This is a genomic window from Pseudomonas sp. HN8-3, from assembly GCF_020790195.1.
Lineage (GTDB): Bacteria > Pseudomonadota > Gammaproteobacteria > Pseudomonadales > Pseudomonadaceae > Aquipseudomonas > Aquipseudomonas synxantha_A.
Genome location: NZ_CP086206.1, coordinates 4,577,783 through 4,602,115, shown reverse-complemented (window position 1 = coordinate 4,602,115; position 24,333 = coordinate 4,577,783). Strand labels below are relative to the sequence as shown.

The window sequence follows — 24,333 nt, the reverse complement described above, 5'->3', positions numbered from 1 at the left end:
AGCGTGCCGTGTGTGCAAACCCCAAGGTTTACTGAGAATGGCTTGGCTGCCGCGGCAAGCATGCTGCCGCAGGCGGCCAAGCATTGCCGTCAGTGGGCGATATTTTCCAGCGCGAGGTTACGCGTACGCGGCCCGAACCAGCTGATGGTAATCATCACGATCAGCATGCTGCTGGCGATAAACGCCAACACCCCTGGCGTGCCCAGGTGTTCGAGGATAAAGCCGATCAACAGGCTGCTGAACACCGTAGATAGGCGGCTGAACGAATAGCAGAACCCCACGGCCCGTGCGCGGATATTGGTGGGGAACAATTCGCTCTGGTACGAGTGATAACTGAAACTCAGCCAGGCATTGCAGAAGGTGATCATCACCCCGCAGAAAATCAGCCCCAGTGCGCTGGTTTGCAGGGCGAACAGGCTACCGAAAATCACCGCGCCCATGGCGGAACCGACAATCTGCCATTTGTTTTCAAAGCGGTTGGCCACCTTCACAAACAGCAACGGCCCCAGCGGGTAGGCGAGGGTGATGATAAAGGCGTACATCAAGCTGTGGGTCACGCTGACACCCTGGCCCGACAGCAGCGCCGGCAACCAATTGCCGAAGCCGAAAAAACCGATGGCCTGGAACACATGGAACACTATCAGCATCAAGGCGCGGCGACGGTAGGGCGGTTGCCAGATATCGGCAAAACGGCCGCTGCCTTGAACGCTGACGGCTTCGGGTTGCGGCTCATCCAAGGGCTTGCCGTGATCTTTCAGGCAGCGTGTTTCCAGGTTGTCCATGATCGCACCGGCTTCTTCGAAACGGCCCTTCTGTGCCAGCCAACGCGGCGATTCAGGCAGGCGCTTGCGCAATTGCCAGATAAACAGCGCAAACACCGCGCTGCTCAACACCACCCAGCGCCAGCCGGAGATGCCGAACGGCGCCTGGGGCACCAGCCACCACGACATCAAGGCCACGGCGGGCACCGACAGAAACTGAATGAAAAACGCAAAGGCAAACGCCGAACTGCGCATGCGCTTGGGCACCAGTTCCGAGAGGTAGGCATCGATAGTCACCAGTTCGATGCCCAGGCCGATGCCCACCACAAAGCGCATGCAGATAATGCCCAGGGCGGAGGTTTGAATACCCATCAGCACTGTGGCGACGGTGTACCAGATCAATGCAAAGGTGAAGATCGCCCGGCGCCCGTAGCGGTCGGCGATGGGGCTGAGCAGGCTGGCGCCGAGGAACAGGCCGAGGAAGGTTGCCGAGGCGAACGCAGCCTGGTCCGAGAAGCCAAACACGCCCTGGCTGCCGGTATTAAAAATGCCGTCGCTGATCAGGCCGGGGCTGATATAGGCGGTCTGGAACAGGTCATACAGCTCGAAAAAACCACCGATGGACAGCAGCGCCACCAGGCGCCAGATGGTGGACACGGCGGGCAGGCGATCGATGCGCGCGCTGATATGGGCGGCGCGGAGCGGGTCGATACCGTCGGTGGTGGATTGGGCGGGCATGGTGAAAACTCAGTAAGTGATGGGGATTTCAAATACCTGGAACGCATCATCCAGCGGTTGGTAGCCCAGCACACGTGTGGTTTCGCTCAAATCCAGACGCTTGAAGCGGTTGTTGGAGATGCCGTGGGCGATCAGGTGCTTCACGCCGACGGTTTCCACTGAGCGTTGCAGCAGTTGCACGGCATCCCGCGGGCTGAGCCATGCGCTGAGGTCGCGGGCGTTGTTCAGGTCGTGGGTTTCGGGGAATTCAAAAGCGCCGATGCGCAGGGCGATGGTCGACAGCGGCGTCTTGGCTGCGTAGTAGCCACACAACGCCTCGCCATAGCATTTGCTCACGCCATACATATTGGCGGGCATCACCTGCATACCAGGGGTGATCTGCCGGTCCACCGGGTAGCCTTCGATGGTTTGTGCGCTGCTGGCGAACACCAGGCGCAGCACGCCGGCGGCCACGGCGGCTTCGAACAGGTAGGTGGTAGCGAGTATGTTGTTGGGCAGCAATTCGTTGAATGAGGCACTGGCGTGGGGGATACCCGACAGGTGCACGATTACGTCGATGCCTTCGAGCAGGGTCGCCAGGCTGGATTTATCGCTGAGGTCGGCGTGTACGAAACGGTGTCCACCCAGGTCGAAATCCGGCGCGATGCGGTCAGTGAGCGTGAAGCGGTAGCGGTCTTGCGAGGCCTGGAAAAATGTCTTGCCGATTCTGCCGCAGGCGCCGGTGAGTAGTACGTTGAGTCCGTTCACGTGGGGTCCCTGTGCTTAGTTGTGGCCGTCGAGGGCGAAGGTCTTGAAACCGGCGTGCTGGCTAAGCCGCTGATAGTAGGCGGCAATGGCTGGGTAGGGCGGACGGTGCATGGGCGTTGCCTGCCAGCGGTGTACCGAGAGGCCGATCAAGATATCGGCGAGGGTGAATTCCTCGCCGGCCACATAGGCACCGGTCTTGGTCAGTTGCTGTTCGAGAATGCCCATCTTGTCGTTCCATAGCTGCACCGCGGCGGCGATTTGCGCCGCGTCGAGGCCGTCGGGGTTGTTGCGTACCAATGCGGTGAAAGCGTCGCTCCAGGCGCGATTGAGTTCCACGGCTTGCCAGTCGATCCATTGCTCGACACGCGCCCGGGGGGCGGGCTCGACAGGCAGCAGGTCGTGGCGTTGGTACAGGCCGACGAGGTAGCGACAGATGGTGTTGGACTCCCACAGCACGCCGTGGTCGTCGATCAGCACAGGTATCTGCGCGTTGGGGTTCAGAGCGAGGAACTCGGTGGACTGGGTGGGCTTGAAGCCGATGCCCCAGTCTTCACGCACGTAGTCGATGCCCAGTTCCTGGCAGGTCCACAACACTTTGCGCACGTTGATGGAGGACGTGCGGCCCAAGATTTTCAGTGAATGTCCCATGGTGCTTCCCTGGCGATGGAAAGTGGTCAATCTAGCAGGGGTAAAGTGGGCACGGTTAAAAAATGTGGGAGGGGGCTTGCTCCCGATAGCGGTGGGTCAGTCAACTTACAGATAGCTGACCCACCGCTATCGGGAGCAAGCCCCCTCCCACATTTGGACCGAGTAAGGTCTCAGCAGCGTGGTGTGTGCTGGTCCATGGCCTTGCCGAGCAGCGAGTTAAATGAGGGTGGCAGCTGTACGCAGGTTAGTAGACCGGTGGACACTCAAAGCCGGCGCACCCGAAAGTGTCCTACGCACAGCCGCCATTAACACAGGCAGACTTCTGATCGTTCCCACGCAGAGCGTGGGAACGAGCGGGTCAGGTGCTCTCCCGCACCTGCAACTCAAACCCCATATCCACCACCGGCTTGGCGATCTTGTTGCCCGCCATGATGGTCAACAAATGCTCCGCCGCCCTGCGGCCAATGGCTTCTCGTGGCGTGCTGATGCTGCTCAGGCGCGGCACCATGAATGCCGACGCGGGCAAGTCGTTGAAGCCCAGCACCGCGACACGCTCCGGCACCTTGATGCCGTGACGCATGGCTTCAAGCAGTGCGCCCTGGGCCAGGTCATCGTTGCCGAAGAAGATCGCATCCACATCCGGATGCGCTGCCAGCAATTGCAGGAACAGTTCGCCGCCCAGGCCCACGGAAGAGGGCCGTGGCGTCAATAGTTCCAGCGCTGGGTCGTACATGCCCGCCTGCTGCAAGGCGCGGCGGAAACCTTCACCGCGCAACAACGTGCGCTGATCCAGCTGTGCGCCGATGTAGGCCAGGCGCTTGCGCCCCCGGGACAGTAAATGTGCCGCTGCCGTCTCGCCTGCTGCCAACTGTGAGAAACCCACGCAGTTCACCCCGGCATTGGGGTCCAGATCCATCATGTACACGCACGGCACATTGCTGGTCTCGACCATTCGTCGCGCGCTTTCGGTGCGGTCGAATCCGGTCAACAGCAACCCCCGTGGCTGGTAAGACATGTAGTTGCGCAACAGGTTTTCTTCTTCATCGCGCGAATAATGGGAGTTGCCGATCAGCACTTCAAAGCCCTTGGGCCGCAGTACCTGATGGATGGCTTCCAGTGTTTCGATAAACAACAAGTTGGACAGCGACGGCACCAGCACCACCACCGATTGGCTCTGGGCCGACGCCAGGGCGCGAGCGGCGGGGTTGACCACGTAGCTGAGTTCGGCGGCGGCCTGCTGGACTTTTTCCACCAGTTCGGTGGCCACGGTGCTGATACCGCGCAAGGCGCGGGAGGCGGTGATTGGGCTGACCCCGGCCAGGCGTGCAACTTCATTGAGGGTAGGGCGGCCCGTCGTGCGGGTATTTTTATCGTTCTTGGAGGTCATCAGGCGGCTTGCCAAACAAAAATCGAGGCACTAAGGTAGCGCTGTCTCCAAAGGGCTGCAAATTATTGAACCTAGGGTTGCCTGATCCGGTTCGAATGATTGGAGCAGATGCACGCGTCACTCCATAAAAATGACAAGTCGGCGCGGGAAAAGCCTGTTTTTGCACTAGCCTTATGCTGTGCAAAGGTAGCGCTATCTGCGTCCTGAGGTGTTTCATGAGTCAACCTGTTACCGCCCTGGTCATCATGGGTGTTTCCGGCTGTGGCAAGTCCAGCGTCAGCGAAGCCCTGTGCCGCCTGAACGGCGCCACTGCCATTGAAGGCGACAGCTTTCACCCCGCCGCCAACATCGAAAAGATGAGCGCCGGCCACCCCCTTAACGACGACGATCGCGCCGGCTGGCTCGACATCCTGTGCGATGAACTGCGCCGGTCGCTCACAGCGGGCGAGCATCCTGTGCTCACCTGTTCAGCCCTGAAAAAGAAATACCGCGACCACCTTCGCGAAGCCGCGCCGGGCCTGGGCTTTGTCTTCCTGGAGCTGACCCGCGAAGTGGCCGCCGACCGCGTGTCCCACCGCCCCGGCCATTTCATGCCGGCCAGCCTGATCGACAGCCAGTTCGCCACCCTGGAGTCGCCCAAGGGCGAGCCGCTGACCCTGGCGCTCAACGCCAGTGAAGACAGCGTTGAGGAACTGGCCGAGCAGACCAACGCCTGGTGGCTCAAGCACGGCTTTGAACCAACTCATTAATTTTTTGCCGGAAAAGATAGCGCTATCCCCGGCAGGAAATTCAACACCCGCTTTAATAACAACAACAAACAGGAGAGACCCCCCATGTTTGGCATGTCCCACGAGTCTTACCTGCTGCTAGATGCAGTGGTCACTATCATCGGGTTGATCGTTCTGATCACCAAGTTCAAGGTGCACCCGTTCATTGCACTGATCATCGCGGCCGGTTTCCTCGGCCTGACCTCGGGCATGCCCGTGGACAAGATCATCAAGGCGTTCCAAGACGGTTTCGGCGGCGTGCTCGGCTTTGTCGGCATTATCCTCGCGCTGGGCACGATGCTCGGCAAGATGATGGCCGAATCCGGCGGTGCCGATCAGATCGCCCAGACCCTGATCCGCGCCTTCGGCAAAGAGAAGGTCCAGTGGGCCATGATGTTCGCCGCGTTCCTGGTGGGCATCCCGCTGTTCTTTGAAATCGGCTTTGTGCTGCTGATCCCGCTGGTGTTCATCGTGGCACGGCGTACCGGTGTATCGCTGATCAAGATCGGCATCCCGCTGCTGGCCGGCCTGTCGGCGGTACACGGCCTGGTGCCACCGCACCCGGGCCCGCTGCTGGCGATTGGCGTGTTCGGCGCGGATATCGGCAAGACCATTCTGTACGGCCTGATCGTCGCACTGCCGACCGCCATCATCGCCGGCCCGATCTTCGGTACGTTTATCGCCAAGTACATTCCGGGCAACCCGTCCCAGGAACTGGTCGATCAACTGGCCCGCGAGCCTGAAAACAAAGACCTGCCGAGCTTCAGCATTACCCTGGTTACCGTGTTGCTGCCGGTGTTCCTGATGCTGCTGAAAACCTTTGCTGACATCGCCTTTGCCGAAGGCAACGTGGTGCGCAACTGGATGGACATGATCGGCCACCCGATCACCGCCTTGCTGCTGGCTTTGTTGCTGTCGCTCTACACCTTTGGCCATCGCCAGGGCATCCATTCCAAGCAGATCCTCAAGCTGCTCGACGCCAGCCTGGCGCCGACCGCCGCGATCATCCTGATCATCGGTGCCGGTGGTGGCTTCAAGCAGATGCTGGTGACCAGCGGCGTGGGTGATGTGATCGGTCATATGGCAGTGAACGCACAGATCAACCCGATCCTGCTGGCGTGGTTGGTGGCGGCGGTGATTCGTATCGCCACCGGTTCAGCGACGGTCGCGACCATTACCGGTGCAGGCATTGTGGTGCCGGTGGTCGGCATGATTCCGGGCGTCAACCGCGAGTTGCTGGTGCTGGCGACGGGCGCGGGTTCGTTGATCTTGTCGCACGTCAACGATGCGGGGTTCTGGCTGGTCAAGCAGTACTTCAACATGACCGTGGCCGAGACGTTCAAGACCTGGACGGCGATGGAGACCATCCTGTCGATCGTGGCTCTGATCTTCATCATGTTGCTGTCGTTGGTGGTGTAAGCCACACCGCACAGTCTGGGGTGAAAACCCAATCAAATGTGGGAGGGGGCTTGCTCCCGATGGCGGTGGATCAGTCACCAGATGTATCGACTGAACCACCGCCATCGGGAGCAAGCCCCCTCCCACATTTTGACCGAGTTAGACGCTGGCTTTGGGTACTAGCCCATCGGCCCTGAACATCCCGCGAATCCCGCGCACCGCCTGGCGGATCCGGTCCTGGTTCTCGATCAGCGCAAAGCGTACGTGATCATCGCCATACTCGCCAAAACCAATCCCCGGCGACACACACACCTTCGCCTCCAGCAGCAACTTCTTGGCAAATTCCAGCGAGCCCATGGCGGCATACTGTTCGGGGATTTTTGCCCAGACGTACATCGACGCCTTGGGGTTCTCCACCATCCAGCCCAGCTCATGCAAGCCCTTGACCAGCACGTTGCGGCGTTGGCGGTACTGCTCGGCGATGTCTTTGACGCACTGCTGATCGCCTTCCAGCGCAGCAATCGCTGCGACTTGCAGCGGTGTGAACGTGCCGTAGTCGTGGTAGCTCTTGATCCGCGCCAGGGCGTTGACCAGTTCGGGGTTGCCCACCATGAACCCGATGCGCCAGCCGGCCATGTTGTAGCTCTTGGACAGGGTAAAAAACTCCACCGCGATGTCCTTGGCGCCGGGTACCTGCATGATCGAGGGGGCTTTCCAGCCGTCGTAGACGATATCGGCGTAGGCCAGGTCGTGCACCACCAGCACGTCGTATTGCTTGGCCAGGGCGATCACTCGCTCGAAGAAATCCAGCTCCACGCACTGCGCAGTGGGGTTGGACGGGAAGCCGAGGATCATCATTTTTGGCTTGGGGATCGAGCCGCGAATTGCCCGTTCCAGCTCGGCGAAAAAGTCCACGCCCGGCACCAGCGGCACCGAACGTACCTGGGCACCGGCAATCACCGCACCGTAGATGTGAATCGGGTAGCTGGGGTTGGGCACCAGCACGGTGTCGCCCTGGTCCAGGGTGGCCAGCATCAGGTGCGCCAGACCCTCTTTGGAACCGATGGTGACGATGGCTTCCGACTCGGGGTCGATATCCACTTCATAACGGTCCTTGTACCAGCGCGAAATCGCCCGGCGCAGGCGTGGAATGCCTTTGGAGGTGGAGTAGCCGTGGGTGTCTTCACGCTGGGCGACGGTGACCATTTTTTCCACAATGTGCGGTGGCGTGGCGCCGTCGGGGTTACCCATGCTCAAGTCGATGATGTCTTCGCCGCGCCGACGCGCAGCCATCTTCAGCTCGGCAGTGATATTGAAAACGTAAGGGGGGAGTCGATCTATGCGCGCAAAGCGGCGCGGCGAACCTTGGTCGGCCATTGTTGCCTCGAGAGTACGTAAGCGCCCGGAACCGTCCGAGCGACGTCGGCCACTGCGGTGGCCTGCGAAGCAGACAATACGGGCGATGATGGCAAGTTGTCCAGATGCGTAGGAAAAATTTCTACATGGAGTGTGGCGCGGATATGCCCCTATACTCGATGCGGGTTTGTTCCCTCATAAGAAGGAGACTGTTCGTATGGATCAGCAGACAAAACAACCGTTGGAGCCACGCATGGAAGCCGGCAAAGCGCTGGTGATCGCCGGTGTGCAAGGGCGTTATTCGAAGGCCACCGTGGGCGATATCCCACGGTTGTGGGAGTTGTTCGACACCTGCATCAAGGACATCAAGAAGCGCGTGGGTGGGGTGACCTATGGGGTATGCCACAACCCCCATCAAGGCGAATTCGATTACATGGCGGGGGTTGAAGTCCCGACCAAGGGCGACGTGCCCAGCAACTTCGAGTTCATCGAAATCCCCCCGCTCAACTATGCCGTGTTCCCCCATTACGGGCCGGTGCAGGCACTTGAGCAAACCTACGAACGCATCATGTTCGAATGGCTGCCGCATTCGGGCTACAAGGTGATGGGGGCGGATTTCGAGCGCTATAGCGCAGATTTCGATGGGAGGAAGGGCACGGGGACGGTGGAAATCTGGCTACCGGTTGGAGAGCGGGGCTGACTCCGCATTCGATGTCACGTAAACACGACAGGCGCGCGTGAAAGTCCTGTTTACGTGACATTACCGTTATGAACTGAATATCCAGCGCAACCGGCGCTCATACCCGACCCGTCCCTTGTAGGCCTCGCCGCTGTCCACCCATCCCGCCCCGAGATACAGCCCCATCGCCGCCAGGTTGTGCGTGTCCACAGACAACTCCAACCCTTTGATCTGCGGCCATGCCGCGAGCGCGATGGCCGGTAGTGCCTGTAAACACGCCTTGCCGAACCCAAGCCCCTGCTGACTGCGATCCACCTGCAACGCATGCAGCGTGGCGCTGTGTTCATCGGCCCAATGGGGCAGGCAGGGGGGGCGCTTGAGCAGCAGGAAGGCCACGGGAATGTCGTCTGCCAAAAACGCAAAGCCTTTGACCCCAGGGCTTGGGTTGGCCAGCAAGGTATTAAGGGCGCAGTAGATATCTCCGCTAAACGGCAATTGTTCAGGATGAACTTCGATGGCGCCCACTTGCTGTTGTTGCACAGCATTGAGCGCCTCGTAGGCAACAAGGCGGGTTTGCATCGGGCTATCCGAACGGCTGCAAAGAAGGGCTCAGTTTATCGGGTTTGACCTATGGGAAATTATTTTTCCGTGGTGTGTCGATTGGCACGAAGGCCATTCGACTAAGAGTGTCCTACGTGATTTTCCACCCCAAGGAGTCATCGCCATGAGCACTGCCATCAACCGCCTGATCGAACAATGGAAACAAGCCGTCGTCAGTCGCGATATCGACAAGATTGTCAGCTTTTACGCCGACGATATCGTCTCGTTCGATGCCGTAACCGCTTTGCAATTCAAAGGCAGGGCGGCCTACCGCGCGCACTGGGAAGAATGCATGAAGCATTGCCCCGGCCCCGGTATCTTCGAGTTTCATGAACTGCATATCGTCCAAGCGCCAGACAGCGCGTTCGCTCACTGGCTGGCCCACTGCGGCGGTGCCGGGCCCGATGGTGAGGTGAAAGCCTGCTGGATGCGCGTGACCGCTGGGTACCAGCGCATCAATGGCCAATGGAAAGTGGTGCATGAACACTGGTCGGCGCCCTTTGATATGCAAAGCGGCACGGCGCTGTTTGACCTGGAACCCTGAGCGCCGCGAACTATAGTCAGTCATCCGAACACGGAGAACGCCATGAAATACCTGTGCCTGATCTACAGCGACGAACAGGTGTTGCACACCTCGGCCGACAGCCCGCACGACTCGGAGTGTTTTGCTTACGCCGAAGCGATCCAGGCCAGCGGACGAATGCTGGCCGCCGAGCCGCTGGAGCCGGTGGCCACCGCCACCACCGTGCGTATGCGCAATGGCAAGTTGTCGATCACCGACGGGCCGTTTGCCGAAACCAAGGAGCAGCTCGCCGGGTTCTACCTGATCGACGCCAGGGACCTTAACGAAGCGATCCAGGTGGCGGGTGGCATTCCGGCGGCCCGGGTCGGCAGTGTGGAAGTGCGCCCGGTGCGCGAACTGAACCTGCCGCAATGACGCTCAGTGGTCAGGTCGAAGCCATTTACCGCAGCGAGTCACGGCGTGTGCTTGCCACGCTGATTCGCGTGCTGGGTGATTTCGACCTGGCCGAGGAGGCGCTGCACGAGGCGTTTTTTGTCGCCGTGCAGCGCTGGCCCGAGGACGGCATACCGGATAACCCACGGGCCTGGCTGGTATCGACCGGCCGCTTCAAAGCCATCGATCGCCTGCGTCGCCAGGCGCGGTTTACCCCGTTGCTGCAAGAGCAGGCCGACACGCTGCAGGCAGCTGACTGGAGCGATGACGACGTGGAAGATGACCGCCTGCGCCTGATCTTCACCTGCTGCCATCCGGCGCTGGCCCCTGATGCCCAGGCCGCGCTGACCCTGCGTGAGATCTGCGACCTCAGCACCGAGCAAATCGCCCACGCGTTCCTGGCCACACCTGCCACCATCGCCCAGCGCATCGTGCGCGCCAAGGGCAAGATCCGCGATGCGAAAATTCCTTACCAAGTGCCGTCCCGAGCCGAATTGCCCGAGCGATTGGACAGCGTGTTGCGCGTGATTTACCTGGTGTTCAACGAGGGCTACACGGCCTCCACTGGGGCGGACCTGACGTGCGAAGACTTGACCCTGGAGGCCATTCGCCTGTGCCGTTTGCTGATGCAATTGCTGCCGGAGCCGGAGGTGATGGGCTTGTTGGCGTTGATGCTGTTGCATGAGTCGCGAAGGCCCGCACGCACCTCGGCCAACGGCGAACTGGTGCTGCTGGATGCTCAGGACCGTGGGCTGTGGGATAGATCTCTGATAGCTGAAGGCTGCAACCTGGTGGAGCAGGCGCTGAGCACCCGGCGCTTCGGGCCCTATTGCTTGCAGGCGGCGATTGCGGCGGTGCACGCCGAGGCTGCCTGCGCCGGGGAAACCGATTGGCGACAGATTATCGGGCTCTACGATGTACTGCTCAGAGCGGTACCCTCGCCGGTGATCGAATTGAACCGGGCAGTTGCGGTGGCGATGGAGCAGGGGCCATTGGTGGGGTTGGCGCTGGTGGAGGGCATTTTGCAACGCGGTGACTTGCACGATTACCACTTGGCGCATTCGGCCCGCGGGGAGTTTTGCCGGCAGTTGGGACGGCTTGAAGAGGCCCGTGCAGCGTACGAAAAAGCTCTGTCGCTGACCCAACAAGTCCCGGAAAAGCGCTTCATCATGCGCCGCCTCGCCGAACTCAATCCCCCCAGACAATGACTATCCAAATGTGGGAGGGGCTCAGTCGAGCATCTTGCCCAGCAACCAACTCCCAGCAGGCCCCGGTGGGTGTTGGCGTGACCACAACGCATCCACCGCCACCGAGCGCGGCCAACTGCGAACCTTGAGTTCGACCAACTGATTGCCGCCAAAACGTTCCACCAGCCAGCGTGGAATCGGTGCCCAGCCAAAACCCAGTTGCGCCATCTCCATCAACATCAGGTAACTCGGTGCCGACCACACACGCTGAGTGCTGCGGTTTTCATTGGGGTTGATGATGCTCGCCAAGCGCAGTTCCCGGTGTTGCTGCAAGACGTGCGCAAGCACCCTGTCCAGGCCAGCCAATGGGTGTTTAGGCGAAACGAACAGCGCGATTTCCGTGCGTTCTTCCACGCAGGAGAAGGTTAGATCCGGCGGGTAAATCTCTTGTTTCTCGATAAACGCAATCTGTGCCCGGCCGCTTTGTACCAGCGCGATCAGGTCTTCGCATTCGGCGATCAGGCATTCCAGCTCAAGGTCCGGATAGCGTTGCTCGAAGGCTGTGAGGGCGATTTCGAATCGATCCGATTGGTAAGTATCGGACATGGCGATACTCAACTTCGGCTCCAACCCTTGGGATAGCTGACTGGCGGCCAACTCCAGGCGACTGCTGGCCTCCAGCACCTGTTCGGCCCGTTGCAGCAGTACCTGCCCCGCCGCAGTCAAGGTGGGTTTGCGGCTGCTGCGATCAAACAGCACAACGTTCAAGTCAATCTCAAGGCTGGCCACCGCCGCGCTGACAGTCGACTGGCTTTTGCCCAGCTTGCGCGCAGCGGCGGAAAACGAGCCTTGGGTAGCGGCCTGGACAAACGCCTGGAGCACTTCGTGGGAGGCCATACTATCGCCTTGCTCGATGGTTATTGGTTATGAAGTATCGAGACAAAGCCTGATCATGGCAACCATCGTCATTCACGGAGCCGGGTCATGAACCCTACCAAGTCGATTACTGAACGTGTTTTCCAAGCCCTGGGTTTTGAAGGCTTGGCCTTGTTGATCTGTACGCCGCTGTTGGTGTGGATCACCGGCAGGCCGGCACTGGAGATGGGCGCAGTGACCCTGGGCATCAGCCTGCTGGCCCTGAGCTGGAACGTGGTTTTCAACAGCCTGTTCGACCGCCTCAAAACACACCTGCAACTGGCCAACAGTGGCTGGACCCGGGTGCTGCACGCGCTGTTGTTCGAGGGCGGCCTGATCCTGCTGGCAGTGCCGTTGATTGCGACCTTGATGAAGATCAGCCTGTTGGAGGCGTTCATCCTCGACATTGGTGTGCTGCTGTTCTTCCTGCCGTACACCTATGTGTACCACTGGGGTTATGACGTGTTGCGCGAGAAAATCGTCGATAAAACCCCAGTAGCCCTGTAGGTGGGCGCCTACAGGAACATCCCGCCCGACGCCTCGATCCGCTGGCCGGTGATCCAATGGCTGCCATCGGCCAGCAATGTCGAAATCGCCCCGCCAATGTCGTCCGGCAAACCGGCGCGGCCCAAGGCCGTGTTATTGGCGACCATGGCATTCACATCGCTGTTGTCGCGCACCGCGCCGCCGCCGAAGTCGGTGGCAATCGCGCCCGGTGCCAGGGTGTTCACGGTAATACCGCGTGGGCCCAGCTCTTTGGCCTGGTAGCGCGACAGCACTTCGACCGCTCCCTTCATCGACGCATAGGCTGCATACCCCGGCAGGCTGAACCGCGCCAGGCCGCTGGATATGTTAATGATGCGTCCGCCATCGCTGATCAACGGCAGCAGTTTTTGCGTGAGAAAAAACGGCGCCTTGACGTGGATCGCCACCAACTGGTCGAACTGGGCTTCGGTGGTCTCGGCGAAGCTGGCGTGGGCAGCGATGCCTGCGTTATTGATCAGAAAATTGAAATGATCCTGAGCGAAAATATCCTTGAGCAACGCGCCGACCTGGCCGACGAACCCATCGAAGCTTGCGCTCTGGCTCACGTCCAGTTGCAGCATGGCGGCGCGGCCACCCAATGCCTCCACTTGGGCAACTACGGCTTGGGCCTCGCCTGCGGCGCTGTGGTAGGTGCCGATAATGTCTACGCCTTGCGCAGCCAGGTGCAGCGCAGCGCTTTTGCCCAGGCCACGGCTGGCGCCGGTGATGAGTGCGATTTTACGGGTCATGGTGCAGTCCTCAGTGATAGTTAGTGGAACTGAGTGTATTTGTCCGGTCATTACGTGATAAACAGGCTGATATCGGAATCACTGGCCGGATAAGACGAACAATCTAATGAACAAGCTTGAGCTGCTGCGCACCTTCGTACGCGTCACTGAGTTATCGAGCTTTACCCAGGCCGGCCAAAGCCTGGGTTTGCCACGCTCTACGGTATCCGAGCATGTGCAGGCGTTGGAGGAGTTGCTCGGCGCACGGCTGTTGCAACGCACCACGCGCAAGGTGCAGGCGACCCAAGACGGGCGTGTGTTGTATGAGCGCAGCAAGGATCTGCTGGCGCATATGGAAGAACTGGAAGGGTTGTTTCGCCAGGATGAAACCCAACTGGCCGGGCGCATACGGGTGGATATGCCCAATGTCATGGCGCGGGGTTTGATCGTGCCGAACTTGCCCACGTTCATGACGCGCCATCCTCTGATCGACATCGAGATCAGCGGCTCGGACCGCCAGGTGGACCTGATCGCCGAAGGGTTTGATTGCGTCGTGCGCGTCGGTGCCCAGCCCGACCAAACGGTGGTGGCGCGACGGGTGTGCAGCATGCCGATGGTCAACTGCGTGAGCCCGGCGTATCTGCAACGCTGCGGTATGCCTGCGACATTGGCTGACCTGGCGAATCACCAATTGGTACATTACGTGCGGCCCCTGGGCGCACGCTCGGCAGGGTTCGAATACCTGGTGGGCAACAAGGTGCAACATTTGCCGATGGCAGGAAGGGTGACCGTCAACAGCACCGATGCGTATCAGTCGGCGTGCCTGGCGGGTTTTGGCATTACCCAAGTGCCCCAACTCGGGATCCGCGATTTATTGGCCAGTGGCGAGTTGGTAGCGGTGCTGCCGGATTACCAGGCACCGCCTCTGGACGTGTATTTACTGTACGCCGGCCAGCGGCATTTACCGCTGCGGGTGCGGGTGTTCATGGACTGGTTGACCGCCACCCTGCAAGCCCATCTTTAACGGCGCGCCGACAACTGCTGCGGCGCCAGGAACGCATCGTGGAAGTAATCGCGGAACGCTTGCATCGCCGGGGTAAACGCGCGCTCGCGGTGCCAGGCCAGGCCGACGCTCATGGGCGTGACCGGGTCGGTCACGGTCAGGGTTTCGATGCGCTTGCCTTCCAGCGACCAGGGCCGGTGCACCAGATCCGACAGAATCGCCACGCCGCTACCGTTGGCAACCATGCTGCGCACCGCCTCCACCGAGCTGGTGCGCAGCCGCACCTTGGGGGTTTGCCCGGCCTGCTCCCAGTAGCGCATGGCACTGTGTTCGGCTTCATCGACGGTGAGCAGGATGTAGGGCTCTTGCGCCACGTCCGCCAGGCTGACGGCACCGCGTTCACACAATGGATGATGGCTGGGCAGCCACAGGCGGCGTTCGGAGTTGAACAGGATTTCAGAGACGATATCCGCGTGGGTGAGGTTGGCGGTAAGCACCACGGCCATGTCGAACTGGCCATCGAGCAGGCCCTGTTCGATGGCCTGACGTTCCTGCTCGAACACCTCGATAGTCACGTCCGGATGCCAATGCTCCATGCGCTGCAAATGGTGCGGCAGGAAATAACCCAGCACTGTGTAGCTCGCCGCCACCCGTAGCACGCCGCTGGCGCGGTAATCCGGCAGCGGGCTGTTCAGGGCGTCTTCCACGCTGCGCACAACCACATAGGCGCGGTTGAGAAAATGTCGACCGGCGTCGGTGAGGTTCATGCCCTGGGCCGAGCGCACGAACAACTGCACGCCGAGCATGGCTTCCAGCTCCTTGATCGCCGTGGTCACCGCCGACTGGGAAATATTCAGGTGAATCGCTGCCTGGGAAATCTGGCCGATTTCAGCGGTGGCAACGAAGTAGCGAACCTGGCGCAAGGTAAGGGACATGGTCAGTATCTGATTTTCAGAAGATAGGCCATCTGATAATAGATCTTCCCAAGGGGTCAAGCCCGAGCCTACTTTCCTGGCATCACTTATGGCGGAGCAATCTTGATGCGGGCAGTGGATTTCAATTCGGACATGGGCGAAAGCTTCGGCCCCTGGACTATCGGCGACGGCGTCGACGCAGAGCTGATGGCTCACATCAGCTCGGCCAATATCGCCACCGGCTTTCACGCCGGCGACCCCGGCACCATGCGCCGCACTGTCGAGCGCGCCAAGCAATTGGGGGTGGCTATCGGCGCTCATCCGGGTTTTCGCGACCTGGTGGGCTTCGGTCGTCGGCATATCCATGCACCGGCCCAAGAGCTGGTGGACGATATGCTCTACCAGCTTGGCGCGCTGCGTGAAATGGCCCGCGCCCAAGGCCTGACCTTGCAACATATCAAGCCCCACGGCGCGCTCTACATGCACCTGGCCCGCGATGAAGAGGCTGCGCGGCTATTGGTGCAAAACCTGCAAATCATCGAGCCGACGCTGTTGCTGTACTGCATGCCCAATTCGGTGATCTGGCGCATTGCCAAGGAACTGGGACAGCCGGTCGTGCGCGAGTTCTATGCCGACCGTGAGTACGATCTGAGCGGCTCCATCGTGTTCACCCGCAATGTGCGTGCACTGGACGCTGACACCGTTGCAGCCCGTGTCCTGCGCGCTTGTCAGAGCGGGCTGGTACGTACCGTGGAAGGCGAAGACCTGGTGATTGAATTCGATTCCATCTGCCTGCACAGCGATACCCCTGGTGCCCTGGACTTGGTGCAAGCCACCCGCGAAGCGTTGGACCAGGCCGGTATTGAAGTCCGGCCCCCCCAATAAGAGCGGTACCTCACTTTTTTGCCTGCCTTTCTACAATGATTCCAAGAGGAACAGACATGGCTGAAACGTCCCCCATCCGCTACAGCTTCGGCGGTGATGAACACCTGTTTGCCGAGGTCAGCGACAGCATGTCCCTGGAGGCTTTTTTCAAGGGCATGGCGGTGACCCGCGCCGTGGAACGCCTGGCGCTGGAAGGCGTGCTGGATGTGTGCCTGGCCAATGCATCCTTCCAGATTCGCTTCGACCCCGACCGCATCGCGCCCCACGTGCTGCTCGACGCGGTGCAAAGCGCCGAAGCCCAGGCGGTGGCCGAGCGCACGCTGCACACGCGCATCATCGAGATCCCGGTGCTCTATAACGACCCTTGGACCCACGAAACCCTGATGCGTTTTCGTGACCGCCACCAAGACCCCAGCGGCACTGACCTGGAATACGCCGCACGCATCAATGGCCTGGCCGATGTGGATGCGTTTATCGCCGCTCACAGTGGCGCACCGTGGTTTGTGTCGATGGTCGGCTTTGTCGCGGGGCTGCCGTTCATGTTCCAGATGGTCGAGCGCGAACGGCAATTGCAGGTGCCCAAGTACCTGCGGCCGCGCACCGACACGCCGAAACTGACCCTGGGCCATGGCGGCTGTTTTGGTTGTATCTATTCGGTTCGCGGTGCCGGCGGTTACCAGATGTTCGGCGTGACCCCGGCACCGATCTACGACCCGCAGCAGCAGTTGGCCTACCTCAAGGAGCACATGGTGTTCTTCCGTCCTGGCGACATCGTGCAGTTCACGCCGATGGACCGGGAGGCTTACGACCTGGCCGTCGCCGAGGTGGAAGCCGGGCGTTTCGACTTGCGCATTCGCCCGGTCGAATTTTCCCTCGATGCCTTTCTCGCCGATCCCATTGGCTATCCGCAAACCCTGCAGGAGGCGCTGGCATGATCAAGGTGCTCAAACCCGGCCTCGCCACCTCCGTGCAGGACCTGGGGCGCGAAGGTTATTACCACCTGGGCATTCCGCCATCGGGGGCGCTGGACCAATACGCGCTGAGTGCAGCCAACCATCTGGTCGGCAATCCAGTGGGCGTGGCTGGCCTGGAATGCACGCTGATCGGGCCTGAGCTGGAGTTCCAGCACGACGCGCTGATAGCGTTGAGCGGCGCCTTGATGTCGCCGCGCCTGGACGGCGAAGTGGTGCATCAGGACACCGCCTTCGCCGTGCGCGCCGGGCAGGTGCTGCGCTTTGAGTTTCCCGTGGCCGGCGCGCGGACTTACCTCGCCGTTGCCGGGGGCATCGACGTGCCGTTGGTGCTTGGCAGCCGCTCCACCTACACCCTTGGTGCTCTCGGTGGGTTTCACGGGCGGCGCTTGCAGGAGGGCGATCTGTTGCCTATCGGCACGGCCAGCGGTGCGGGGCGTGCGGGCAACAGCTTGCCGATGGCGTTGCGTCGTTCGGTGGGCGGAGATATCACGTTGCGCGTAGTGCCGGGGCTGTACTACGAGCGCCTGACTGACGCGGCGAAAAGCAGCTTTTTTGCCGAGCCGTGGACGGTGGGCTCCGAGGCCGATCGCATCGGCTATCGCTTCAAGGGCGGCAGCGCATTGAGCTTCCAGCCGCGGGAACAGCCGTTTGGCGCGGGCTCCGACCCCTCCAACATCGTCGACAGTTGCTACCCGATTGGCTCGATTCAGGTACCGGCGGGGTTGGAACCGATTGTGCTGCATCGCGATGCGGTGTCGGGCGGTGGCTACGCGATGATCGGCACGGTGATCAGCGCCGACCTGGACTTGATCGGGCAGATGCAGCCCAATCAGCGAGCGGGGTTCGTGGCGGTGACATTGGAGCAAGCGCTGGAGGCGCGGCGGGTCTACAAAAAGCGCCTGAAGGCCATGGCCGGACTCTTCACACCCTGAAGAAACATAAAACCAAATGTGGGAGGGGGCTTGCTCCCACATTTTGATTTTCTGTGTGTCAGAACAATTGGGTAAAAAGCCAGTAGAGGCTACCCGACAGTAAAATCGCCGCCGGCAAGGTCAACACCCACGCCATCAACAAATTGCGGATGGTCCTCATCTGCAACCCCCCGCCATTGGCGACCATGGTCCCGGCTACACCCGAGGACAATACATGGGTGGTCGACACCGGCAGCCCGAACATATCCGCCGCGCCGATGGTCAGCATCGCCACCGTTTCGGCCGAAGCGCCTTGAGCGTAAGTCAGGTGAGTCTTGCCGATTTTTTCGCCCACCGTCACCACGATGCGCTTCCAGCCGACCATGGTGCCCAGGCCAAGGGCAATGGCCACGGCGATCTTCACCCACAGCGGTATAAAGCGCGTGGCGTTGTCGATCTGTTGCTTGAACAGTTGCAGCTTGCCCTGGGTGTCGGCGTCGAAGTTGCCGACCTTGCCTTTGTCCATCAGGCGGATGGTTTCGCTGGTCAGGTACATGTCGTTACGCACGTTGCCGACGGCTTCGGCCGGTACGGCGGCGAGGGAACCATAGCTTTTCACTTCTTCGCCGATATGGCCGGTGATGGCGGCGAGTGCGGGCACCAGTTCCGGCGTGGCCTCTTTGGTGCGAACGTAGGTCGACAAGGTGGCACGTGAATCGCCCGGTGCCGGCTGCGGCGCTGCTTTGACCAAGGCAGCCTGGGTCACTTCAGCGACGGCGGCAAATTGCAGCGACTGATCGGCAGGCATGGTGCGGTTCAGCGCGTAGGCCATCGGCAAGGTGCCCACCAGGATCAGCATGATCAGGCCCATGCCCTTTTGCCCATCGTTGGAACCGTGGGCGAACGACACGCCGGTGCAAGTAACAATCAGCATCCCGCGAATCCACCAGGGCGGCGGCGTGTCGCCTTTGGGTGCCTTGTACAGCGCGCGGTTTTTGACAAAGACGCGCAGGGCCAGCAACAGCAAGGCGGCAAACGCAAAGCCAATCAGCGGCGACAGCAACAAGGCATAACCAATCTTGATCGCCTGGCTCCAATCCACACCGCTGGTGCCGTCACGTCCGTGCATCAGGGCATTGGCTACGCCTACGCCAATGATCGAGCCGATCAGGGTATGAGACGACGAGGCTGGCAAGCCCAGCCACCAGGTGCCCAGGTTCCACAGGATCGCGGCGATCAGCAAGGCGAAGATCATGGAGAACCCGGCCGATGAACCGACCTGCAAAATCAGCTCCACCGGTAGCAGGGCAATGATGCCGAACGCCACCGCGCCACTGGAAAGCAACACGCCGAGGAAATTGAAAAAGCCCGACCACACCACCGCAAAATGCGGTGGCAGCGAGTTGGTGTAGATCACCGTCGCCACTGCGTTGGCGGTGTCATGGAAGCCGTTGACAAACTCAAACCCCAGAGCGATCAACAACGCCACGCCGAGCAATAGGAATGGCGTCCAGGTGGTGAGCTGGGCGCCCATTTCGTGCATGTCGTGCATCAGGCTGTAGGCGGTGAACAGCAGGCCCATCGCAAGTACGGCGAAGAACATGATCACCGTCAACAAGCCTGGTTTTGTGTCCAGCCGGGGTTGGGAGGAGGGTGAAGCGTGGGGGGAGGCAGTCAGGGAAGGGGTGGCCATGCCGGAGCATCCAGTGTGAGGAGGATGGCCTTAATGATCATTGCAGAATGTTACAAGGGTGCTGCGACAGATCAGTGTTTGGCGCAATCTCGTGTGCCGCCGGTCTACAAATCAGTGCGGTTTAAATGTGGGAGGGGGCTTGCTCCCGATAGCGGTGCATCAGTCAGAGAGTTTTTGGCTGACCCACCGCTATCGGGAGCAAGCCCCCTCCCACAGTTTGATTGCATTTCAATGTTAGTAGTCCTTGCGCTTTCGGAACGCCCACCGCCCAGCAATCAAGGTAAAAGTCGCGACCAGCGCCACCAATATCCAGAAACCTTCCGGGTCTTGGGACAGCGGCACCCCACCCACATTCATGCCAAAAAAGCCGGCGATGATATTGATCGGCAGCGCCAGCACCGTTACCACCGTCAGGGTGAACAACGTGCGGTTACTTTGTTCATTGAGGTTGGCGGCGATTTCCTCCTGCAACAGCTTGATGCGTTCGCCCAGGGCCGTCAGGTCGTTGATGATCAGCGCAAACTCCTCGGTGGATTTGCGCAACTCCTTCACGTCTTCCTTTTGTAGCCATTGCGGCGGACGGTTGAGCAGGCGCAGCAGCGAGCCCGGTTCCAGCGCCAGCAGGCGTTGCAGGCGCACCAATACACGGCGTGCAGCGCCCAGTTCGGCGCGATTGGTGGATAGGCGCGAAGACAGCAACTGATCTTCGATATGGTCGACGCTGATACTGGTCTTGCGCACGATCTGGGTCAGCACTTCGCCCTGGTCGCGCAGCAAATGCACCAGCAGTTCCAGGGGCGAGCGAAAGTGTTCACCGGCTTTTACCGACGAGCGCAATTTATCCACCGAATGCAGTGGTTGCAGGCGCGCACTGATCAGCAAGCGGCTGCGCGCGCATACCCACAGTGTGGAAATATCCGACGACACCATGCTGCTGAAGTTGAACACCACATCGTTGACCACCGCCAACAAGGCCGAGTCCACATGTTCGATGCGTGTGGAGCGCGAGCCTTCATGCAGCGCTTCAAAAAATTCCTCCGGCAGCGACAAATGCGCCTGCATCCAGCGCTCGCACGCGGCGTGGGCGAGGTTCAAGTGCAGCCACAGAAACTCTTCCGGATCTTGTGGCTGCTGCAAGGCGGCGAGGGCGGTGGCTGAGTCAATCTGCTGGCCTTTTTCGCCGGGGCGAAAGCGGAAACCGTAAAGCAGGCCAAACAGGTCGGGGTCCTGATGGGCGTGGTCGATGCTGTGATTCATGGCGGCTCGCAGAGAAAGGGCCTGTAGGACGTTTCACAGGTTCCTAGGCGAATCATTGCAAGGCGGTATGACGGTTATGTGACGGTTTGAGGCGCGCATAAAAAAACGCGCCACTCGAAGGTGGCGCGTTTTTTGGGGATGCAACTCAGGTGTCTTGCTTGTTTTCCAGTACAGCACCGGTCTTGGCGTCGAGCTTCACTTCAAAGCGCTTGCCGGTGGTATCGGTCAGGTCCACTTCGTAGACATACTGGTCGGCGACGCCGTGTTTGGTGTCCAGTTCGGTGTCAGTGATCGAAGCACCAGGGTGAGTTGCCACGGCTGCTGCGTTGAGCTTGTCGAAAGACATCACAGCGCCGGACTTGAGCAGGCCTTCAATGTGATCCGGACGAACATCCGCCTGGGCCAGACCGGCAGTCAGGGTCAGGGCGGTGGCAGCGAACAGGGCAGTCAAAGTTTTCATGGTGTGTCCTCTTGGGTGAACTGTTTAAGTGGCGCCAGATTAACCGGCGCAACTTAACTCATCCTTAATGGCTCACTGACACCAATGCCCTTAGTACTTATGGTCGTTGAGCAGGTCCTGAACACTGGACGACGGCCAGCGTTTGTAGAACTTCAGCAGCTCGGCGGCACGGTTGGTGAAGATGCCATCGACGCCGGCCTTCATGACTTTCTCGAAATCCACCGGCTCATCCACGGTGTACACATGCACCAACAGGCCCTTGTCGTGGGTCAGCTTGTTCATTTCAGGCTTCACCAGGTCGGTGTAGCTCTGGTCGCCGTGGTCGGTCAGTTCAGCCGACGGGCCGGTGCCGATGGCGCCAAGGCTTTTGGCCTGGTCGACCCATTTTTCGAATTCGGCGGCGTCTTTCGGTTCTTGCTTGGCGTAGTAGGCAGCCTTGGTTGTTTCACCGGACTCGGCGAAGGTGACTTTGGATTTGGGCTCGATACTGCCTTCACCCACCCACAACAGCAGGATCTTCGGTGTGTTGGGCATTTCTTTCTGCAACTCTTGCAGGCTTGCAACTTCAAAGGTTTGCAGCACCACGCGGCCACGGCCTTGGCCGACGCCGGTGTTGCTCTTGCCCAGCTTGGAGCCGGCGGAACTCAGCCAGCCCTTGTCCAGCAGCTTGTTTTTCAGGTCGGCTTCGATCCCCGGGAACTGCTTGGGCTCCTTGGTCTCGATGTACAGGCCGGGTTTGTGCGAGGGGTTGCCTTCGGCGATCTTGATGATGTCGTCCAGGCTCAGGATCTTCAGGCCAACGAAGCCTGGGCGCGCGCGGTCCGGGTAGGCGGCGTTGAACCAGCTGCCGGCGTCGAGGGTTTGCAGTTCTTTCCAGGTGAACTCGTTGGCAGGCGCGTCTTTGCGCTCGGGGAACTTGGTGGCCACGTCGGTGGTGCGCTGCAGGTTGTTGTCGTGCAGGGCGAACAGCACGCCGTCCTTGCTGCGTTGCAGGTCCAGTTCCAGGTAGTCGGCCCCCAGGTCGCGTGCAACCTTATAGGCGGCGGCGGTGGATTCAGGTGCGTCGTAGGAAGCACCACGGTGAGCGATCACGGCAGGGTAGGGTATGCCTTCGTTTGTTGCCAATTCAGCCGGGCTGACCGGGTCGGCAGCCTGTGCCTGGCCAAGGCCGAGCATCAACGCCAGCAGCAAGGCGCTCTTGGTAAACGTGACAGGCATATGCGAAGTCCTTTCGTGGAGGTAACTTTGAGAAGGTGTCCTTTTTAACAATTGATTGCGAAAGGCGCTATCACCAAACCGACATTAACGTGCGCGCGAGCCAATTTTGTCGGTTTTTTTGTGCTGCATTGCAGTATTCTTGGCCATAGCTGCCCCGTCAGAGGGCAGTATTTTTTGCCACGCGTGTAAACCATCTTTCCAGTCCCTATGGGACTTTTCAGTGAGGTTTACCATGCGCATCACTTCAGAACTTATCTGCCAGGCCGCCGACCAACTCCAGGGTTTTGTCGGCCTCAATCGCAAGACCGGCCAGTACATCGTGCGTTTCAGCGAAGATGCCTTCGGCATGGACGTGGCCGATGACGGCATCATTCCCACCGCCGAATTCGTCTGGCTACCGGCCGCCGACCACACCATGACCCTGTGCCGCGAACGCATACAGTTGCTGCTGGACCAGAACATCGATGACCGCATCAACATCACCGAACCGTTGCGGGTGTATATGCGCCGGGTGGAGATCCCGCAGATCAGTGCGTTGCGCAGTTTGGTGAGCTAGCCCGCAGCTTTTTCTGGTCGGTGAGGGTCAAATGAGGGGTAGTGTTTCAACGAGGGTAGGTGTACGCCCGCTCTACCTTGCATACCCGCGTGTGAAACGCTGTGTACCAAGTGGCCCGCCCTCGCTCACGCGCCTGCCGATGCTCGGCCTGCTGTTTCCAGGCCAGGATCGCCGCTTCGCTGGTCCAGTAGGACACTGTGATCCCCAACCCATCTTCTCGCGCCGACTCCACCCCGAGAAACCCAGGTTGTTCCGCCGCCAGTGCCAGCATCCGCGAGGCGGCCTCGCCATAACCCTGGTCGCCATCGGTACGCAGTGAGCTGAAAATCACCGCGTAATAAGGCGGGGCCGGTGTCTTGGCGATCATACCAATGCCCCTCGACACGCTTTGAGCAGGGCCAGTGCCAAGGGCGGGGTGATGCCGTTCAGCGCAGCGCGTTCAGGCTGGAACAGGGTGGCGACGAAGAACGGATGGTCGAGCAACTCCACGGCGCGCAGATCGCCCGCTGAATCGTGGCCGGTGGGAATCAGGTTGCCTTCAAGCAGTGCGCCAGCAAACGTGGGGTTGATGCCGTAGCGGCATCGATAGCCTTCGTGGATATCCACGCTGGCGTAGGCTTGGGCAATACGGGTGTAAGGGGCCAGGCGCACGGTGTCGTTCACTTCTACCAGGGAGCAGCTCAGGGGCGTGATGACGGCGCGTTCAGCGTCTGGAGCCAACTCGCCATGCTCTGCATCGGCCCAACCCAGTACGTTGCGGGCATATTCCAATACAGCATGTTGAAAACCACCGCATGTGCCGAGGAAAGGGCGTCTTTGCTCGCGAGCAAAACGGATTGCCCGCAGTGCGCCCTCGGTGTCGCGATAGGGGCTGGCGGGGACGCACCAGAATCCGTCAAAACCGTGCAGGGCAGAGGTGCAGGTGAGTGTGTCGGTGTCGAGCCATTGCACCTGGACGCTCAGACCCAGGGCGGCGGCGGCCTGCTGTAGCGCCAGCGGGATAGCCTGGTGGGCGATCACATCAGGGTTGTAGTCGCCGACCAGGGCGAGGTGCAGGGCGGGGGCTGTCAT

Annotated in this window: 27 protein-coding genes; 12 read left to right on the top strand and 15 right to left on the bottom strand. The window is 60.4% G+C overall.

Annotated elements, in window-relative coordinates; genetic code table 11:
• Positions 1–89 precede the first annotated feature (89 nt).
• The 4 genes from LJX92_RS20450 to LJX92_RS20435 all read right to left on the bottom strand — a co-directional run bounded on the left by LJX92_RS20450 (position 90) and on the right by LJX92_RS20435 (position 4,284).
• Positions 90–1,499: an MFS transporter gene (locus LJX92_RS20450; RefSeq protein WP_148852588.1), complete on the bottom strand. Its 1,410-nt coding sequence runs from the start codon at positions 1,497–1,499 to the stop codon at positions 90–92.
• Positions 1,500–1,508: 9 nt separating this feature from the next.
• Positions 1,509–2,246, bottom strand: a complete 738-nt coding sequence (locus LJX92_RS20445; protein WP_228308884.1) for an NAD-dependent epimerase/dehydratase family protein — start codon at positions 2,244–2,246, stop codon at positions 1,509–1,511.
• A 15-nt stretch (positions 2,247–2,261) separates the two neighbouring features.
• Positions 2,262–2,894, bottom strand: a complete 633-nt coding sequence (locus tag LJX92_RS20440; RefSeq protein ID WP_228308883.1) for a glutathione S-transferase family protein — start codon at positions 2,892–2,894, stop codon at positions 2,262–2,264.
• A 358-nt stretch (positions 2,895–3,252) separates the two neighbouring features.
• The gene (locus LJX92_RS20435; RefSeq protein WP_164699564.1) at positions 3,253–4,284 is read right to left on the bottom strand and encodes a LacI family DNA-binding transcriptional regulator; all 1,032 of its coding nucleotides are present in this window, start codon (positions 4,282–4,284) and stop codon (positions 3,253–3,255) included.
• A gap of 212 nt (positions 4,285–4,496) precedes the next feature.
• Between LJX92_RS20435 and LJX92_RS20430 the strand changes: the two genes are divergently transcribed.
• Together LJX92_RS20430 and LJX92_RS20425 are read left to right on the top strand one after the other, a co-directional pair.
• Complete coding sequence (locus LJX92_RS20430) at positions 4,497–5,030, top strand: gluconokinase (protein WP_032879784.1); 534 nt, start codon at positions 4,497–4,499, stop codon at positions 5,028–5,030.
• An 84-nt stretch (positions 5,031–5,114) separates the two neighbouring features.
• Positions 5,115–6,467, top strand: coding sequence for a GntP family permease (locus LJX92_RS20425; RefSeq protein ID WP_032902782.1), 1,353 nt, complete (start codon positions 5,115–5,117; stop codon positions 6,465–6,467).
• 138 nt (positions 6,468–6,605) lie between these two features.
• On the opposite strand, the gene alaC is transcribed toward LJX92_RS20425, so the two are convergent.
• Positions 6,606–7,823, bottom strand: a complete 1,218-nt coding sequence (gene alaC, locus LJX92_RS20420) for an alanine transaminase (protein ID WP_032879786.1) — start codon at positions 7,821–7,823, stop codon at positions 6,606–6,608.
• 196 nt (positions 7,824–8,019) lie between these two features.
• Between alaC and LJX92_RS20415 the strand changes: the two genes are divergently transcribed.
• A complete protein-coding gene (locus LJX92_RS20415; protein ID WP_148852586.1) occupies positions 8,020–8,502 on the top strand; it encodes a GyrI-like domain-containing protein in 483 nt (160 codons plus the stop codon).
• Between the two features lie 66 nt (positions 8,503–8,568).
• Here LJX92_RS20415 and LJX92_RS20410 read toward each other — a convergent pair whose 3' ends face one another.
• Positions 8,569–9,060, bottom strand: a complete 492-nt coding sequence (locus LJX92_RS20410) for a GNAT family N-acetyltransferase (RefSeq protein WP_032879790.1) — start codon at positions 9,058–9,060, stop codon at positions 8,569–8,571.
• Between the two features lie 145 nt (positions 9,061–9,205).
• Here LJX92_RS20410 and LJX92_RS20405 point away from each other — a divergent pair, with 145 nt between their 5' ends.
• The 3 genes from LJX92_RS20405 to LJX92_RS20395 are packed head-to-tail and all read left to right on the top strand — an operon-like array spanning position 9,206 to position 11,244.
• Positions 9,206–9,625, top strand: a complete 420-nt coding sequence (locus LJX92_RS20405) for a YybH family protein (RefSeq protein WP_228308882.1) — start codon at positions 9,206–9,208, stop codon at positions 9,623–9,625.
• 42 nt (positions 9,626–9,667) lie between these two features.
• Positions 9,668–10,018, top strand: coding sequence for a YciI family protein (locus LJX92_RS20400; protein WP_228308881.1), 351 nt, complete (start codon positions 9,668–9,670; stop codon positions 10,016–10,018).
• Positions 10,015–11,244: an RNA polymerase sigma factor gene (locus LJX92_RS20395; protein ID WP_148852584.1), complete on the top strand. Its 1,230-nt coding sequence runs from the start codon at positions 10,015–10,017 to the stop codon at positions 11,242–11,244. The genes LJX92_RS20400 and LJX92_RS20395 overlap by 4 nt, the downstream gene beginning before the upstream one ends.
• A gap of 21 nt (positions 11,245–11,265) precedes the next feature.
• Here the strand turns inward: LJX92_RS20395 and LJX92_RS20390 are convergent, their stop codons facing one another.
• Entirely contained in the window at positions 11,266–12,120 is an 855-nt protein-coding gene (locus tag LJX92_RS20390) for a LysR family transcriptional regulator (RefSeq protein ID WP_032879795.1), read from the bottom strand.
• An 87-nt stretch (positions 12,121–12,207) separates the two neighbouring features.
• Here LJX92_RS20390 and LJX92_RS20385 point away from each other — a divergent pair, with 87 nt between their 5' ends.
• On the top strand, positions 12,208–12,645 hold the full coding sequence (locus LJX92_RS20385) for a multidrug/biocide efflux PACE transporter (RefSeq protein ID WP_228308880.1): 438 nt from the start codon (positions 12,208–12,210) through the stop codon (positions 12,643–12,645).
• Positions 12,646–12,653: 8 nt separating this feature from the next.
• Here LJX92_RS20385 and LJX92_RS20380 read toward each other — a convergent pair whose 3' ends face one another.
• Positions 12,654–13,412 carry an SDR family NAD(P)-dependent oxidoreductase gene (locus LJX92_RS20380; RefSeq protein WP_228308879.1) on the bottom strand — a complete coding sequence of 253 codons (759 nt, stop codon included), beginning with the start codon at positions 13,410–13,412 and terminating at the stop codon, positions 12,654–12,656.
• A 106-nt stretch (positions 13,413–13,518) separates the two neighbouring features.
• Here LJX92_RS20380 and LJX92_RS20375 point away from each other — a divergent pair, with 106 nt between their 5' ends.
• Positions 13,519–14,415, top strand: coding sequence for a LysR family transcriptional regulator (locus LJX92_RS20375; protein ID WP_228308878.1), 897 nt, complete (start codon positions 13,519–13,521; stop codon positions 14,413–14,415).
• Here LJX92_RS20375 and LJX92_RS20370 read toward each other — a convergent pair.
• Positions 14,412–15,329 carry a LysR family transcriptional regulator gene (locus tag LJX92_RS20370; RefSeq protein ID WP_228308877.1) on the bottom strand — a complete coding sequence of 306 codons (918 nt, stop codon included), beginning with the start codon at positions 15,327–15,329 and terminating at the stop codon, positions 14,412–14,414. The two genes, LJX92_RS20375 and LJX92_RS20370, sit on opposite strands and share 4 nt — an antisense overlap.
• A 105-nt stretch (positions 15,330–15,434) precedes the next feature.
• Here LJX92_RS20370 and LJX92_RS20365 point away from each other — a divergent pair, with 105 nt between their 5' ends.
• The 3 genes from LJX92_RS20365 to LJX92_RS20355 are packed head-to-tail and all read left to right on the top strand — an operon-like array spanning position 15,435 to position 18,099.
• A complete protein-coding gene (locus tag LJX92_RS20365; RefSeq protein WP_228308876.1) occupies positions 15,435–16,193 on the top strand; it encodes a 5-oxoprolinase subunit PxpA in 759 nt (252 codons plus the stop codon).
• 56 nt (positions 16,194–16,249) lie between these two features.
• A complete protein-coding gene (locus LJX92_RS20360) occupies positions 16,250–17,128 on the top strand; it encodes a 5-oxoprolinase subunit B family protein (protein WP_228308875.1) in 879 nt (292 codons plus the stop codon).
• Positions 17,125–18,099 (top strand): biotin-dependent carboxyltransferase family protein, encoded by a 975-nt coding sequence (locus LJX92_RS20355; RefSeq protein ID WP_228308874.1) that lies wholly within the window; start codon positions 17,125–17,127, stop codon positions 18,097–18,099. The genes LJX92_RS20360 and LJX92_RS20355 overlap by 4 nt, the downstream gene beginning before the upstream one ends.
• A gap of 58 nt (positions 18,100–18,157) precedes the next feature.
• Here LJX92_RS20355 and LJX92_RS20350 read toward each other — a convergent pair whose 3' ends face one another.
• The 4 genes from LJX92_RS20350 to LJX92_RS20335 all read right to left on the bottom strand — a co-directional run bounded on the left by LJX92_RS20350 (position 18,158) and on the right by LJX92_RS20335 (position 22,706).
• Positions 18,158–19,771, bottom strand: coding sequence for an inorganic phosphate transporter (locus LJX92_RS20350; protein ID WP_103734767.1), 1,614 nt, complete (start codon positions 19,769–19,771; stop codon positions 18,158–18,160).
• A 234-nt stretch (positions 19,772–20,005) separates the two neighbouring features.
• Positions 20,006–21,028 (bottom strand): transporter, encoded by a 1,023-nt coding sequence (locus LJX92_RS20345; protein WP_032879801.1) that lies wholly within the window; start codon positions 21,026–21,028, stop codon positions 20,006–20,008.
• Positions 21,029–21,173: 145 nt separating this feature from the next.
• Positions 21,174–21,488 carry a PepSY domain-containing protein gene (locus LJX92_RS20340; RefSeq protein WP_032879802.1) on the bottom strand — a complete coding sequence of 105 codons (315 nt, stop codon included), beginning with the start codon at positions 21,486–21,488 and terminating at the stop codon, positions 21,174–21,176.
• 90 nt (positions 21,489–21,578) lie between these two features.
• The gene (locus LJX92_RS20335; protein WP_032879803.1) at positions 21,579–22,706 is read right to left on the bottom strand and encodes a glycerophosphodiester phosphodiesterase; all 1,128 of its coding nucleotides are present in this window, start codon (positions 22,704–22,706) and stop codon (positions 21,579–21,581) included.
• Positions 22,707–22,938: 232 nt separating this feature from the next.
• Between LJX92_RS20335 and LJX92_RS20330 the strand changes: the two genes are divergently transcribed.
• Positions 22,939–23,262 (top strand): DUF2025 family protein, encoded by a 324-nt coding sequence (locus LJX92_RS20330; RefSeq protein WP_005790675.1) that lies wholly within the window; start codon positions 22,939–22,941, stop codon positions 23,260–23,262.
• A 46-nt stretch (positions 23,263–23,308) separates the two neighbouring features.
• Here LJX92_RS20330 and LJX92_RS20325 read toward each other — a convergent pair whose 3' ends face one another.
• Positions 23,309–23,629 (bottom strand): antibiotic biosynthesis monooxygenase family protein, encoded by a 321-nt coding sequence (locus tag LJX92_RS20325; protein WP_032879804.1) that lies wholly within the window; start codon positions 23,627–23,629, stop codon positions 23,309–23,311.
• Entirely contained in the window at positions 23,626–24,333 is a 708-nt protein-coding gene (locus tag LJX92_RS20320) for a CTP synthase (RefSeq protein WP_032881250.1), read from the bottom strand. Before LJX92_RS20320 ends, LJX92_RS20325 begins: the two co-directional genes overlap by 4 nt.